Source organism: Dyella koreensis, from assembly GCF_044904565.1.
Classification (GTDB): Bacteria; Pseudomonadota; Gammaproteobacteria; order Xanthomonadales; family Rhodanobacteraceae; genus Dyella_D; species Dyella_D koreensis.
The window spans coordinates 204,594-219,636 of sequence record NZ_JADIKD010000012.1 but is presented as its reverse complement, the minus strand read 5'-3'; the positions used below and the strand labels follow the sequence as shown (position 1 = coordinate 219,636).

Genomic DNA, 15,043 nt, shown 5'->3' with positions numbered 1-15,043 from the left:
GCATGTCGCGTAGTCCGTTCAGCCCGTCATGGCACAGCGTGGCATCGTTGCGGCCACGACTGATGCCGTATGCGGTCGTGCAGCGCGTCGTGTTTCGCGGCCGGCCCTGGTACGTAGTGCAGGATCAGACCGGTGGCCGCGTTTATCGCCTGTCCACGGCTGCCTACGCGCTGATCGCCGGCATGGATGGACACCAGACCGTGCAAGCGTTGTGGGAGCGTGCCAATACCTCCGACTCGCGCGATGCCTGCACGCAACCTGAGGTCGTGGATCTGCTAGTGCAGTTGCATGCGGCCGACCTGCTGCAGACCGACGTTGCGCCGGATTCGGGCGATGCGCTGGACCGCCATCGCCGCAAGCGTTCGGAAACCATCCGGCAGTGGCTGCTCAATCCCATGAGCCTGAAGCTGCCTCTGTTCAATCCTGACCGTCTGCTTACGCGATTTTCGCCGTACGTGAACTGGTGTTTCAGCACGGCCGGCGCCCTGCTCTGGCTGGCCGTCATGCTGCCCGCCGTCGTGCTTGCCGCACAGCACTGGAGCGAGCTGACGCACAACCTTTCCGATCGCGTGCTATCGGCCAGCAACCTGCTGGTGATGCTGGCCGTGTATCCCGTCGTCAAGCTGCTGCACGAACTGGGGCATGGCTTTGCGGTGAAGCGCTGGGGCGGCGCGGTGCGCGAGCTGGGGCTGATGTTCCTGATCTTTGCACCGGTGCCCTATGTGGAGGCCTCTTCGTCGGCAGCCTTCCCTTCCAAGTACAGGCGCGCCCTGGTGGCGGCGGCCGGCATGCTGGTGGAGCTGTTCCTGGCGGCGCTCGCGCTCTACATCTGGCTGCTCGCAGAGCCCGGTGTGGTGCGCGGCGTGGCGTTCAACGTGATGGTGATCGGTGGTGTCTCCACCTTGTTGGTCAACGGCAACCCGCTGCTGCGCTACGACGGTTACTACATCCTCTCCGACCTGATCGAGATGCCCAATCTCGCCCAGCGCGGACAGACATGGTGGACCTGGCTTATCGACCGCTATGCCTTCGGTTCCACCGATGCGGTCAAGCCCGACGAGTCGCCGGCCGAACAGCGCTGGCTGTTTTTCTATACGCCGCTGGCCTGGTGCTATCGCACCTTTGTGACGCTCTCAGTGATCTTCCTGGTCGCCGGCAAGTTCTTCATCGTGGGCGTGGTCATGGCCTGTTGGAGCGCCTTCAGCATGTTCGTCATGCCATGGCGCAAGGGTTGGAAGCATCTTCGCCAAAGCGCCGCGCTGCATCGCTGCCGCGAGCGGGCGCTGCGCCGTGCGGCTATGGCGATCGGCCTGGTCGCGTCGTTGTTGTTGTTCGTTCCCCTGCCGTTGCGCACCCATGCCGAAGGCGTTGTGTGGCTGCCCGATCACGCCATGCTGCATGCCAGAGAGAATGGTTTTTTCAATCGCTGGCTCAGTGCGCCCGAACAGGCGATACGCCGCGGTGATCCCTTGTACCTGCTGGACAACCCGCAGCTGCAGGCTGAGCTCGCCGTGGACCAGGCCAAGCTCGAACAGGCGCAGGCGCGCTACGACGCCGAGCAGTTCACCGATCCGGTGAAAGCAGGTGTATCCGGCAGGCAACTGCAGGAAGCACGCGAAGTGGTCGATCGCGCGCAAGCGCGCGCGGCGCGGCTTGCCGGACAGGCGGAAACCGACGGGCATCTTATCGTTGCCACCGTGCAGGACATGCCTGGCCGCTACTACAAGAAAGGCGAACTGCTCGGCTACGTCTTGGCACGCGACGAGCTGATGGTGCGGGTCGTGGTTCAACAAGACGATATCGACCTCGTCCATCAGCGCCTCAAAGGCGTGTCGCTGCGGCTGGCCGATTCGCTTGGGCACGTCTACGAATCCCACGTCGTACGCAGCTTTCCTGGCGCGGTCGATGAATTGCCGACGGCCGCATTGGGTCTCAACGGTGGCGGCAGCATTCCCACCAACCCCAACGACACCAACGGGCTGAAGGTGTTGCAGCGGGTGTTTGTGCTCGACCTGGCGCTGCCCCGCGATACCTCGCCGTCGTTCGGCGAGCGTGTGCACGTGCGCTTCGAACACGGCAGCGAACCGCTCGCCTTCCAGATGTTGCGCCGCTTGCGTCAGGTGTTCCTGAGCCACTTCAGTGTCTGACGTACGCGCCCTGCTCGCCGGCCGTTCGCTCAAGCTGGGCGACGGTCCCTATCTGGAACGCCTCGACGCCAAGCGCTCGCCCTGGGAAGACCGGCTGCGTGCATGGCTGGGCAAGCTGCCGCGCCTGGATGGCTATCGCACCCGCCGTTTCTTACAAGCCGCAGCGGCGCGCGAATCCGCCGCCAAGGCGCTGGGCGACGCTGCACTGCGCGCGCAGTTGCACGAAGTCACCCGGCACCTGCTTCGCGGAGGTTTTACCGACCGTTGGCTTGCCGAAGTTTTTGCCCTGATCCGCGAAGCCTCGCGCCGCACGCTGGGCATGCGGCACCACGATGTTCAGCTGCTCGCTGGCCGCGCCTTATTGCAAGGGCGGCTGGCCGAAATGGCGACGGGCGAAGGCAAGACGCTGGCGGCGACGCTGGCGGCCTGTACCGCAGCCGTCACAGGCGCTGCTGTGCACGTGGTGACGGTGAACGACTATCTCGCCGAACGCGACGCCGAGCACAACCGGCCGCTGTTCGATTTCCTCGAACTGAGCGTTGGCGTGGTCCTGCAAGACATGGCCATCGACAAGCGGCGCGCCGCCTATGCCTGCAACATCACTTATGTCTCGAACAAGGAACTGACGTTCGACTACCTCAAGGACTGCATCGCCATGGGCGAGGCATCCCTCACCCAGCAACGCCTGCGCTCGCTGGCCGGTGCGCGTTCGGGCGAGCCGCCGATTTTGCGTGGCCTGCACATCGCCATCATCGACGAAGCGGACAGCGTATTGATTGATGAGGCGAGCACGCCGCTGATCATTTCCGAAACGCTTCCGGACGATCTCGACCCATCGATCTACACGCAATCCATCACGCTCGCTCAGTCGCTTGAGCCAGGCACGCATTACGTCAAAGGGCAGCACCGCGATATCTGGCTGACTCCCGTCGGCAAACAGCATGTTCGCGAAGCTACGGCGGACTTCGGCGGCCTGTGGCGCTCTTCCTTGTGGCGCGACGAGTTCGTACAAAAGGCGCTCTCGGCGGTGCATTGCTTCCAGCGCGACCAGCACTACATCCTGGCCGAGGACAAAGTGCAGATCGTCGATGAGTCAACCGGCCGCGTGATGCCGGATCGCACCTGGGAGCGCGGTCTGCACCAGATGATCGAATCGAAGGAAGGCTGCGAGATTACCGGCCAGCGCCGCACGCTGGCACAGATCACCTACCAGCGCTTCTTTGGCCGTTACCTGCTGTTATGCGGCATGACCGGTACCGCGCAGGAAGTGGCCACCGAGGTCAAGCAGACCTACGGCCTGCCCGTTACCCGCATTCCCACGCACAAACCCAGCCGGCGGCGGCGTCTGGCCGATCGCATTTGCGCCAGCAGCGCGGATCGCTGGCGCGAAGTGGTGCGACGCGCCGCCGAGGTCGCCGCGCAGGGCCGCTCCGTGCTTATCGGCACGCGCTCAGTGGAAGCTTCGGAACTGCTCGGGCAGTTGCTGGAACGCGATGGCATCGCGCATACCGTACTCAATGCGCGGCAGGACAAAACCGAGGCCGATACGGTGGCGGTCGCCGGACAACCTGGCTGCATCACCGTGGCCACCAACATGGCCGGCCGCGGTACCGACATCAAGCTCAGCCAGGACGTGGAAAACGCGGGCGGCCTGCATGTCATCCTCACCGAATTCCACGAATCGGCCCGCGTGGATCGCCAGTTGTTCGGACGTTGCGCGCGCCAGGGCGATCCCGGCACCACCGAGGCCATCGTATGCATCGATGACGATCTGTTTCATCGCTTCGCCCCGGCCACGGGCCGCCGGATGATGCGCTGGTTCGTCACCGACATGCGGCAGAGCCGGCGCTGGTTCCGCCGTTGGGTCACCCAAATCCAGGACCGTGCCGAGCGGCACTACCGTCGACAGCGTGTCGAAACGCTCCGGCGCGACAGCGAATGGGTGAAGGCGCTCGGCTTTGTCGGCAAGACGCGCAAATAGGCTGGCAGACAGACTCCGCGTTAAAACCGCAGCAGCCTCGCCTGGATCAAAGGGTACCCTCAGCGACCACCAGCCCCGCCGCCAGCGCGTCCTGCAACACATACGACACGTAGCGGAAGTCGCGGATCAAACGCACTTTCCCGTGCTCCACCGTCAGCTCGATGAAATAGCCCGGCTGCGCATCCTCTGGCGTCCGGAACACGGCGATCACCTCGCGGCTGTCCAGCCAGGCCGGGGCCAGGCGCCAGTCGTTATAGCGCTGGTAGTTGCTCATGTAGTCGCCGACGGCGCGTCCAGTGCGCTGAGCGCGTGCGAGCAGATCGAGCCTTACGTCCTCGGCCAGCATGGCGCGCACGCCGTCCCAATCACGCGCGTTGAACAGTGCAGCATAACGGGCCACCACGGGCGAAGTTTCGCGTGGCGGTAGATTGGCCGGCGGCACCTGCGCCAGTTCACGCAAGCGCAGCCGGCCACGATGGAGCGCCGCCTTGACGGCCGGCAGGCTCAGTTCCAGCAGGCTGCCGATCTCGTCCAGCGAGTGGCCCAGGACATCTTTCAGGATGACGCAACTGCGTTGTGCCGGTGGCAAGTCGACGAAACGCGACACGGCCAGTCGCACCGCTTGCTGGTGCGCGATCACGTCGCCCGGGTCCGGCGCCGGGTCGGTGATAGTGTCGTGCACGGCATCCAGGGATTCGCCCATGCGCGCTTCATAACGACGCAGGTGATCCAGCGCGCGGTTGTGGGCGATGCGGAACAGCCATGGACGCAACGCCGGCATGTCACCCATGTCCGGCAGCAGGTAATAAGCCCGTGCCAGCGTGTCCTGCACGATGTCCTCGCCGTCGGCGATGGAGCCGGTCATGCGTGCGCAATAGCGATGCAGCTCCGGCCGCAGGTCCGCCACCAGATCGAGGAAGCGGCGGCGGCTTTCGTGCTGGGTGGCGAGTAGCGAATCGTCGGTCACGCTCAGACTCCCAGTGCCTCGATGCCGTAGTCGGCTTTGATGCCGAGTGCGGGCATTTCGTTGTACTGCGCTTCGGTGAGGATGCGCACCACATAGTCGCCGAAATCCCGCGCCGATAGCGGCTTGCCGAAACCGGCAAGGAATTGCTCCTGCGTAATGCCCTTGCGCTTCGAGTAGTACTCGGAGGCGAAGCGCCCCACGCCGCCGGCGGCCGTCATCTGGCGCGGCACGACCGCCTGGAAGCGGATGCCGAGGTCAAGCTCCGCCGATACACCGTTCGCGTAAGAAGCCATGATCCACAGCATACGCTTGGCGCCGGCATAGCCGCCTGACATCGGGGAGCCGTTGACGGCAGCGCCGCTGGAGACAACGAGTACGCGGCTGCCGCGCTCGAGCGGCAATCGCAGTGCCTCCTGGATCCAGTGAAAGCCGGCCTTGACGTCGCTATTCCAGGGCTCGCTGAAACCTTCCCAGCTTTGCTCGTGCAGTGGCCCCATCGGGGGCGTGGTACCGGCATTGAGCACCAATACGTTGGGCCGGATCTCCCGCAACAGGGTGGCGGCCAGGGCACGGTCGGTGGCATCGCCCGGCGCGGCGTTCACACCCAGCCGGGTTTCCACTTCAGCGAGGCGCGCGGCATCGCGCGCCACCACGGTGATGTCCGCGCCGTGCGCCGCCAGGGCTTCCACGACACCGAGGCCAAGGCCGCTGCTGCCGCCGGTAACAATGACACGCTGGTCTTTGAGATCTTGCATGGGAGTCGCTCCTTCATAGGGGTGTACCCCAACAACGATCCAGCCTGCCCAAAGGATGCACGGCATTTATCATCGCCAACTCAGGCCATCCCGACTGGCGCCAGCTTCTGCTTACTCATGGACGAACCGATGCGCTATGAACGGCTGCGCTTTTATATGGCGGGTATCGCAGCCATCACCGCCGTGTGGGGCTTTCGCTTCGGCCTGATGTATCTGGCCACGTGGCTGGGCATCCCTTTATGGGTGGATTTCGATCGCCCGGTCACGGTGCACTGGCCGGCGGCGAATGGCATCGGCTGGATCGACGAGACGTTTTCGCGGGAAATGACGTGGGCCCATCTGCTGCTGGTGGTCCTCGCCGTCGTCATGGCCTACTACGTCGCCCGCATCACTTATCGCCTCAGCGTAAGCGCGGTGCTTGACCGCAGGAATCGCTGGCTGCTCGCGGGGTGGTTCGTCTACACGCCGCTGATGATCGCCCTGTCGCGGATGCTGTCCACCCTGTTCCATCCGAAGGCGTGGCCCCATGGCCAGCTCTGGGCATGGACCGGCGATGTGATCGGCCTGTTTGGCCTGTTCGTCTTCCTGGGGCTGACCAATCTGTTCGTATCGGCGTGGGCGCGCCTAATGCGGTGGCGAAACGTTCCCGCGAAGAGCGAGAGCTAGGGACCCTAGGCGCTCATTCTTCGATCAACCGCGGCATCACCTCAGCCAGCGCGCCCCGCAGCAGGTCGAGATCCATGCTCGGATCGCGTGCCGCGCGCACCGCGAGGCCTTCGATCATGCACAGGAAAACCAGCGAGCGGCGCTCGCTGAGTGCCGCCGTCATGCCCACGCCGCCTTGTTCGCGCGGGCGGGCCAGCCATGCGCGGAATTCGGCGAAGCACAGGTCGTCGGCGTGCTGGATGGCCTCGGCGACCTGTGGGTCGCGCGTGGCCTCCGCGCTGGTTTCCAGAAACAGCGCGGCATTCATCATGCGCATATCCGGCGTGGGCTTGCTCCAGATGGCGAAAGCTTCCACCAGGGCTTCGGTGAAGTCGGTGGATGCGCTGAGCGCGCGGATGTCTTCCAGCTCGATCTCGGTCTGCTGCTCGATGATGGCGAGGACGATGGCGCTCTTGTTGGGAAAGTAGCGATAGATCAGTCCGGCGCTCATCTCGGCCGCTTCGGCGATGTTCGCCATGCTCGCCGCATGAAACCCATACTTGACGAAGCACTGCTGCGCGGCGCTCAGGATGCGCTCGCGCTGCTCCCTGGCGCGCCGACTCAGCGGTGCTTCTTCGATGGATTTCTCGTGCTTGCTCATGGTGTACGTTCGCTCCAGCCGCCTCCGAGCACTTTATACAAAGTGACCCGGTTGGTCTGCTCGGCGAGGCGCGTGGCGATGAGCTGCTGTTGCGCGCTGTAGAGCGCGCGCTGCGAATCCAGCGACACCAGGTAGCTGTCGCGCCCGGCCCGATAGCGTGCACGCGATAGTTCATCCGCCCGGGCGGCCGCGCTTACCAATGCCTGCTGAGCGGCGCGCTGCTCGTCCAGCGTGCGCGTCAACGCCAGCGCATCGGCCACTTCGCGGAAACCGGACTGGATGGCCTTCTCGTACTGCGCCAGGGCGATCTGCTGATCGGCCTTGGCGCCGGCGAGCTGCGCCGTGAGACGGCCGCCCTGGAAAATCGGCAGGGTGATCTGCGGCATGAAGGTCCAGGTCTCACTGCCGCTCTTGAACAGCCCGGAGAGTTCATTGCTCGCCGTGCCGGCGCTACCGGTAAGGCTGATGGTCGGGAAGAAAGCCGCGCGCGCCGCACCGATATCCGCATTCGCCGCGCGCAACAGATGCTCCGCCTGCAAGATGTCCGGACGGCGCAGCAGCACATCGGATGGCAGACCCGCAGGCAAGGCGCCGATCATGGTGGTGTCGTCGCTCATGCCTTTCGGCAGCAGCGTGTCTTCCGCCTGCCCACCCACCAGCAGATTGAGCGCGTTGGTGTCCTGCGCGACCAGGCCGCTAAAGCGGGCGACATCGGCGCGTGCCGTTTCGACCGTGGTCTGCGCCTGGCTCAGATCGAGACTGGAGGCGGCGCCGAGCGCGTGCCGCTGCCTGGTCAGATCGAACGAGGCTTCCTGGTTGTCACGCGTGGCTTTCGCCACCTGCAGCGACTCCTGGTCGGCAGCGAGCGTGAGATAGGCGTTCGCTACTTCCGCGATCAGGCTCAGCTGTGCACTACGCTGCGCTTCGCCTTGCGCGAGGTAACGCTCCAGCGCGCTCGTGCTGAGCGAATGCACGCGACCGAACAGATCCAGTTCGAAATCGGTGGTTCCGAGATTCGCGACATATTGCTGGCTGACCGGTGAGCCGCTGACACCCGTGCGCGTGAGCGACGCTGTGCCGTTGATCGAGGGCACGCGGTCGGCGCGCTGTATGCGGTACTGCGCGCGCGCCTTCTCCACATTCAGCACGGCCACACGCAGGTCGCGGTTGTTCTGCAACGCCTGCTCGATCAGCTTGACCAGCCGGGGATCGGCAAAGAACTCGCGCCAACCGATGTCCGCCGCCCTGTCCTGCGCGGCGGCATCGGTGGTTTCCGGCAGCGGCCACGCGGCCGGGATGCCGGGCTGCGCCTGGGGCAGCTTCGGCGCGAGATTGACGCAGCCGCCCAGGGCCAGCGCGATTGCCGCGCTACATACAGAAAGAAGAAGCTTATTCATGGGACAGCTCTCCCGCCGCCGGGGCCGATGTTGAAGCGGCTTTTTTTCTTCCGAACAGGTGCTGCACCGTCACAAAGAACAGCGGCACAAAGAAGATGCCCAACGCCGTACCCGCCAGCATGCCGCCAAGCACGCCAGTGCCGATGGCGCGCTGCGCACCCGAACCCGCGCCGGTCGCGATAGCCAGCGGCAGCACGCCGAGGCCGAAGGCCAGCGAGGTCATCAGGATCGGACGCAGGCGGGTACGCACCGCCAGCATGGTCGCGGCGATCAACTCCATGCCCTTCTCGATGTTTTCCTTGGCGAACTCCACGATCAGGATCGCGTTCTTGCTGGACAGGCCCACCGTGGTGAGCATCGCCACCTGGAAGTACACGTCGCGATCCAGCCCGCGCAGGAAGGCTGCCGTCACCGTGCCGAGAATGCCCAGCGGCACCACCAGCAAGACCGCCGTGGGAATCGACCAGCTCTCGTACAGCGCGGCAAGACAGAGGAACACCACCAGTACCGACAAGGTGTACAGCAGCGGCGCCTGCGCGCCGGCTTCGCGCTCCTGGTACGACTGGCCGGTCCATTCCAGGCCGATGCCTTGCGGCAACTGCCCCACCAGTTTCTCCACTTCGGCCATGGCGTCGCCCGAACTGATGCCCGCTGCGGCCTCGCCGTTGATCTGCATGGCGGAGACGCCGTTGTAGCGCTCCAGTCGCGGCGAGCCGTAGTCCCAGTGCGTGCTGGCGAAGGCGCGGAACGGCACCATCGCACCGCTGGTGTTGCGTACGGCCCATTTGTCGAAGTCTTCCGGCGCCATGCGGAACGGCGCATCGGCCTGCACGAACACACGCTTCACGCGACCGCGGTCCATGAAGTCATCGATGTACTGGCCGCCCCACGCCATCGTCAAGGTGTCGTTGACGTCGGCAATCGACAGGCCCTGCGCAGCGGCCTTCTTGTAATCCACGTCGATGCGGAACTGCGGCGTATCTTCCATGCCATTGGCGCGGACGTTGGCGAGCAGCTTGCTCTTGTTCGCTTTCTCCAGGAACGCATTGCGCGCTTTCACCAGCGCTTCATGGCCCAGGCCGGCGTTGTCCTTCAGATAGAAATCGAAGCCGGCCGAATTGCCCAGTTCCGGCACCGCCGGCGGCGCGAAGGCGAACACCATCGCATCCTTGATCTGGCTGAAGGTACCCATCGCGCGGCCGGTGACCGCATTCAGGCTCAGGTCCGCACTGTGGCGCAGCTTCCAGTCCTTCAATTGCACGAAGGCCATCGCCGCGCTCTGGCCACCACCGGCGAAGCTGAAACCCTGCACGGAGAACAGCGACTCCACCGCCGGGTCAGCCAGATAGTGCTTCTCCACCTTGTCGACCACATGCGCGGTGCGCTCCGTAGTGGCGCCGACCGGCGCCTGCACCATGGTGAACACAAAGCCCTGGTCCTCCAGCGGCAAGAACGAGGTGGGCAGGCGCAGGAACAGCACCGCCATCGCCACCGTCATCGCCACGAAGGCCAGCAGGAAACGCCGACTGCGCGCAATGATCCCGCTAACGGCAGCCTGATACTTCTGCGTGCCCTGATCAAAGCGGCGATTGAACCAGCCGAAGAAACCGCGCTCGGAAGCGTGATGCCCCTTGGCGATCGGCTTGAGCATGGTCGCGCACAGTGCCGGCGTGAGCACGATCGCCACCAGCACCGACAAAGCCATCGACGACACGATGGTCACTGAGAACTGCCGATAGATCACACCCGTCGACCCACTCAGGAAGGCCATCGGCACGAATACCGCCGACAGCACCATGGCGATGCCGACCAGCGCACCGGTGATCTGCGTCATCGATTTGCGCGTGGCTTCGAGAGGCGACAAGCCTTCCTCGCTCATGATGCGCTCGACGTTCTCCACCACCACGATGGCGTCGTCCACCAACAGGCCGATGGCCAGCACCATGGCGAACATGGTGAGCATGTTGATCGAGTAACCCATCGCGGCGAGCACGCCGAAGGTACCCAGCAGCACCACCGGCACCGCGATCGTCGGGATCAAGGTGGCGCGGAAGTTCTGCAGGAACAGGTACATCACCAGGAACACCAACACGATCGCTTCGAGCAGGGTCTTGATCACACCCTGGATCGACACCTTCACGAACGGTGTGGTATCGAACGCGATCACCGACTTCACGCCGCGAGGGAATGACGGCTGCAATTGATTCAGTGCCGCCTGCACGCGCTCCGCCGTCGCGAGCGCATTGGCGCCGGAGGTCAACGAGATGGCGATGCCGGTGGCCGACTTGCCGTTGTACTTGCTGGTGAAGCCGTAGTCCTGCAGGCCCAGCTCGACGCGCGCCACGTCGCCTAGGGTCAGCACCGAGCCATCGGTACCGCTGCGGATCACGATGTTGCGGAACTGCTCCGGCGTCTGCAGGCGCTGCTGCGCGATCACCGTTGCGTTGATCTGCTGTCCCTTTACCGACGGGTTGCCGCCGATCTGGCCCACCGCCACCTGCTGGTTCTGCGCGCGCAGCGCCGCCACCACTTCGGCGGGCGTGAGCTTGTAGGTATCGAGTTTGTTCGGGTCGAACCAGATGCGCATGGCGTACTTGGAACCGAACACTTCGATATTGCCGACGCCGGCCACACGGCTCAGCGGATCGACCACATGCGCGGTGACGAAGTCGGAGATGTCGTCGCCGTCCAGGCGACCGTCCTCCGACACAAAGCCCACCACCATCAGGAAGCCCGAGCTGGACTTGACCACGTTGAGGCCCTGTTGCTGCACGATCTGCGGCAGCAGCGGCGTGGCGAGCTGCAGTTTGTTCTGCACCTGCACCTGCGCGATATCGGGATTGGTGCCGTTCTCGAAGCTGAGCGTGACCTGCACGTTGCCGTCGGAGTCACTGGTGGCGGACATGTAGATCAGGCCGTCGAGGCCTTTCATGTTCTGCTCGATGATCTGCGTCACCGAGTCCTCGACGGTCTGTGCGGAGGCGCCGGGATAACTGGCGTTGATCGACACCTGCGGCGGCGCGATCGCCGGATACTGCGATACCGGCAGGCGCATGAGCGACAGCGCGCCGGCCAGCATGATGATGATGGCGATCACCCACGCGAAGATCGGGCGATCGATAAAGAACCTTGCCATGATGTTTCCTCAGTGGGCCTTGGCCGCCGCGTGTCCCGCAGCGACGGTGGCCTGCGTGCCCGCCTCGGAGGCATGCACGGCGGCGCCGGGCTGAATCATCTGCAGCCCTTCCACAATCACTTTGTCGCCAGGCGAGAGACCGCTCTCCACCAGCCAGTGGTCGCCGATGGTGCGGCTGGCCTGCACGTCGCGCAGCGCGGCCTTGCCATCCTTGTCCACCACGAAGGCGGTGGCGCCGCCCTTGGGATCGCGCGCAATACCGGCCTGCGGCACCAGCAGCGCCTGCGGGTTGGTGCCCTTGTCGAGCACCGCGCGCACGTACATGCCGGGCAACAACGCGTGCTCGGGATTGGGCACGATCACGCGCAACGCGAAGCTGCCGGTGGTCGGGTCGACGCTGACGTCGGCGAACTCCAGCTTGCCGTCATGCGGATAGCGGCTGCCGTCTTCCAGCAGGATTTTTACCGGCGTGCCGTCGCTTTCCTTCAGCGTGCCGGCGGCCAGTTGCTTGCGCAGCTGCAACAGCTCGCCGCTGGACTGGGTGACGTCGACATAGATCGGATCGAGCTGCTGCACCCGCGCCATCGGATCAGCCTGATTGGCCGTGACCAGCGCGCCCTGCGTCACGCTGGACTTGCCAATGCGACCGCTGATCGGCGAGACGATGCGCGCGAAGCCGAGCGTAACGCCGGTGCTTTCCACTGATGCCTGCGCTGCCGCCACATCGGCTTCAGCCTGGCGCCACGCGGCGGTGGCGCTCTCGTCATCCTGTTTGCTCACCGCGTCGATGCGCGCGAGTTCGCTGGTGCGCTTCGCGTTGAGCTGCGCCGAGTAGAGCGTGGCCTTGGCCTTCGCCAGACTGGCCTTGGCGTTGTTGTGGTCGGCGCGATAGGTCGCGTCGTCCAGCTGATACAGCGGCTGTCCTGCCTTCACCATCGCGCCTTCGGTAAACAGGCGCTGCTTGATGATGCCGTTCACCTGCGGCCGCACCTCGGCGATGAGAAACGCGCTGGTACGTCCCGGCAACTCGCGGGTCACCGTGACCAACTGAGGTTTGAGCGTCACCACCGTGACTTCGGTCGGACCGCCCTGCGGTTGCTCGGCGTGACCGCCTTTGCAGCTGGCCAGGGCCAGCGCGGTGGCCGTCAAAACGCCTGCCAGCAGCAGACGCGACAAGGGGAATGGGGAAGACATGCGAAACCTCGATCCAGCTCGCTCGGGGATAGCGAAAGGCAAAGAATGAATGATCATTCTCATTATTGAACCAAATAATCGCCACAGTCAACTAAACTAAAGACACGGGGGCGAAAAGGTCAATACAACAGAGGTTTAGGGCCAGCTCGATACTGCGCCCAGCCGGACTGCCGTGCCTCTGCCGTTGGTCACCCCATCCTTCCCTCCGGCACCGACGGCTTGCCCGGAAAAACCCACGGGAGCGGCCGCCGCCAGTCCGGAACGGCGAGCACGATCGGTGCACACCTGCGAGGCCACCTGACTGGTGGCCCTATTACTCAACCTTGGCCGTGCGCCAAAACGGAGGAGCGCCATGAAGCTGTGGTTTATTGCCCTGTGCCTGCTGATGGTGTGCTCAAGCACATATGCAACGACAGTCTGGCAGCCCTCCGACGGACACACACAAATACCGCTGTGGCCCGGCACACCACCGGATGCCAAGCCGATGCCGGGGCCCGAGTTCACCGAGACTGGCCACAAACTCATCGGCGGCAAACCGATCGTGGGGGTATCCAACGTGTCGCTACCCACCATGACGGTCTACGCCCCAACCGGAAATAACACCGGAGCCGCGGTTGTCGTGTTTCCAGGCGGCGGATTCCAGGGGCTGGCCATGGATCTCGAGGGCACCGATGTCTGCGACTGGCTGACATCCAAAGGCGTCACCTGTGTCCTGTTGAAGTATCGCGTTCCGAGCGCGCCCTATGAATGGCAGTGCGATTGCCGTCCGCACAACCGCGCGTTATCCATGCCGTCCCTGGACGACGCCCAGAGAACCTTAGGCCTGGTGCGCCTTCATGCGGCGGAGTGGCACATCGATCCCCGCAAGGTTGGCGTGCTGGGGTTTTCAGCGGGTGGGTATCTGGTGGCGGAAGTGAGTACGCACTTCAAGCGCCGCTTATATACGCCAGTAGACGCGGCCGATAAGGAAAGCAGCCGTCCGGATTTCGCGATAGCCATCTATCCAGGGCATCTCGCGACCGATAACGATACGTTGAATCCCAATGTCCCGGTCTCCCGCGAGACGCCGCCGACGTTTTTGCTGCAAGCGGAAGACGACTACGTGGATGGCGTGAACCAATCGCTGGTCTACTTCGCGGCGCTCAAGAAAGCGGGCGTGCCGACGGAAATGCATCTGTACGCAAATGGTGGACATGCTTTCGGCTTGCGGCGCACGGAGCGCCCGATCACTGGCTGGCCCGAGCTGGTCGAGGTGTGGCTGCGGACGATCAGCGTCCTCCAGCATTGAGAATTCGCCACTCCGCTATCGGCCCTTTGCCTGCGCAAGCATCTTGATGATGGCGTCCACCACAAGATCGGGCTTGTCGAGCATGACCTTGTGCGAGCTGCCTTCAGCGAGAACGTACTCGCGATGCGGATGGTTCGCCGTGAATGCCTTGTGCGCGTCACTCCATATCCGCGCACTCGCTGGGTCGTCGCGTCCCTTCTCCGCAACGATATCTTCGATCGGCAAGGTGTCTGGAACGCTGAGGCCATCCACTCGCTTTGCCGTCGCCGGCATGGCCTCGGCCCACGGAATCGCCACCTTGGCGAGACCTGGCGCTTTCTCGTGGACTTCCTTGTACTGCCCGCGCATCATTTCCAGGTTCTTGTCGACTTCGCTTTTGGGCCAGACGCCGGGAACGACGGCATCCAGCAATACGAGTCCCTTGATGCGCTGATCTTCGCTTGCGGCCAGCAAGCTGATGGCGCCGCCGTAGGAATGCCCGACCATCACGATGGGCCCCTTGATGCCGCAATCGGTCAGCGCCGTTCTCAGGATGTGCACATCATTGTCGAGACTGTAAGGCGCCGACGTATCGATGCTGCTCTTGCCCATGCCGGCACGGTCGTAAACCCATGTCTGCGCACCCGCGGCGCGAATCCGCGGCGCAATCTGCGACCACACACTCGAATCGTTTCCGAATCCGGACTCGAAGACGACGGTCACGCTCCCCGCCCCTTCCTTGTTGACCCATATCTGGTTGCCATCGACGTGCAATAGCGAAGGCGAGCACGATGCGGTTGCGGTGGGCACATGTCGCGTCTTCGCGCACAACACCCATGGAACCAGAGCGAAAGAAACGCCTGCAGCTAACGCCAGCGGAATACGCTTCATAG

General features: G+C 64.1%; 11 protein-coding genes. 4 read left to right on the top strand and 7 right to left on the bottom strand.

Features of this window, described 5'->3' with window-relative positions:
- The first annotated feature begins 2 nt into the window (after positions 1-2).
- Positions 3-2,147: a hypothetical protein gene (locus tag ISS97_RS16300; RefSeq protein ID WP_379983556.1), complete on the top strand. Its 2,145-nt coding sequence runs from the start codon at positions 3-5 to the stop codon at positions 2,145-2,147.
- Positions 2,140-4,128: a preprotein translocase subunit SecA gene (locus ISS97_RS16295; protein WP_379983557.1), complete on the top strand. Its 1,989-nt coding sequence runs from the start codon at positions 2,140-2,142 to the stop codon at positions 4,126-4,128. Before ISS97_RS16300 ends, ISS97_RS16295 begins: the two co-directional genes overlap by 8 nt.
- A gap of 46 nt (positions 4,129-4,174) precedes the next feature.
- Here ISS97_RS16295 and ISS97_RS16290 read toward each other — a convergent pair whose 3' ends face one another.
- Both ISS97_RS16290 and ISS97_RS16285 read right to left on the bottom strand, forming a co-directional pair.
- Entirely contained in the window at positions 4,175-5,095 is a 921-nt protein-coding gene (locus ISS97_RS16290) for a sigma-70 family RNA polymerase sigma factor (protein WP_379983558.1), read from the bottom strand.
- Positions 5,096-5,097: 2 nt separating this feature from the next.
- Positions 5,098-5,850, bottom strand: coding sequence for an SDR family oxidoreductase (locus ISS97_RS16285; RefSeq protein ID WP_379983559.1), 753 nt, complete (start codon positions 5,848-5,850; stop codon positions 5,098-5,100).
- A 117-nt stretch (positions 5,851-5,967) separates the two neighbouring features.
- Between ISS97_RS16285 and ISS97_RS16280 the strand changes: the two genes are divergently transcribed.
- Positions 5,968-6,516: a hypothetical protein gene (locus ISS97_RS16280; RefSeq protein WP_379983560.1), complete on the top strand. Its 549-nt coding sequence runs from the start codon at positions 5,968-5,970 to the stop codon at positions 6,514-6,516.
- A gap of 13 nt (positions 6,517-6,529) precedes the next feature.
- On the opposite strand, the gene ISS97_RS16275 is transcribed toward ISS97_RS16280, so the two are convergent.
- From ISS97_RS16275 to ISS97_RS16260, 4 genes are read right to left on the bottom strand one after another with little or no spacing between them, the layout of a single operon-like run.
- The gene (locus ISS97_RS16275) at positions 6,530-7,156 is read right to left on the bottom strand and encodes a TetR/AcrR family transcriptional regulator (protein WP_379983561.1); all 627 of its coding nucleotides are present in this window, start codon (positions 7,154-7,156) and stop codon (positions 6,530-6,532) included.
- Positions 7,153-8,553 carry an efflux transporter outer membrane subunit gene (locus tag ISS97_RS16270; protein WP_379983562.1) on the bottom strand — a complete coding sequence of 467 codons (1,401 nt, stop codon included), beginning with the start codon at positions 8,551-8,553 and terminating at the stop codon, positions 7,153-7,155. Before ISS97_RS16270 ends, ISS97_RS16275 begins: the two co-directional genes overlap by 4 nt.
- Complete coding sequence (locus ISS97_RS16265) at positions 8,546-11,689, bottom strand: efflux RND transporter permease subunit (RefSeq protein ID WP_379983563.1); 3,144 nt, start codon at positions 11,687-11,689, stop codon at positions 8,546-8,548. Before ISS97_RS16265 ends, ISS97_RS16270 begins: the two co-directional genes overlap by 8 nt.
- 9 nt (positions 11,690-11,698) lie before the next feature.
- Entirely contained in the window at positions 11,699-12,883 is a 1,185-nt protein-coding gene (locus ISS97_RS16260; RefSeq protein WP_379983564.1) for an efflux RND transporter periplasmic adaptor subunit, read from the bottom strand.
- A 352-nt stretch (positions 12,884-13,235) separates the two neighbouring features.
- Between ISS97_RS16260 and ISS97_RS16255 the strand changes: the two genes are divergently transcribed.
- Positions 13,236-14,171 (top strand): alpha/beta hydrolase, encoded by a 936-nt coding sequence (locus tag ISS97_RS16255; RefSeq protein ID WP_379983565.1) that lies wholly within the window; start codon positions 13,236-13,238, stop codon positions 14,169-14,171.
- Between the two features lie 15 nt (positions 14,172-14,186).
- On the opposite strand, the gene ISS97_RS16250 is transcribed toward ISS97_RS16255, so the two are convergent.
- Positions 14,187-14,960, bottom strand: a complete 774-nt coding sequence (locus ISS97_RS16250; RefSeq protein WP_404580150.1) for an alpha/beta fold hydrolase — start codon at positions 14,958-14,960, stop codon at positions 14,187-14,189.
- Positions 14,961-15,043 lie beyond the last annotated feature (83 nt).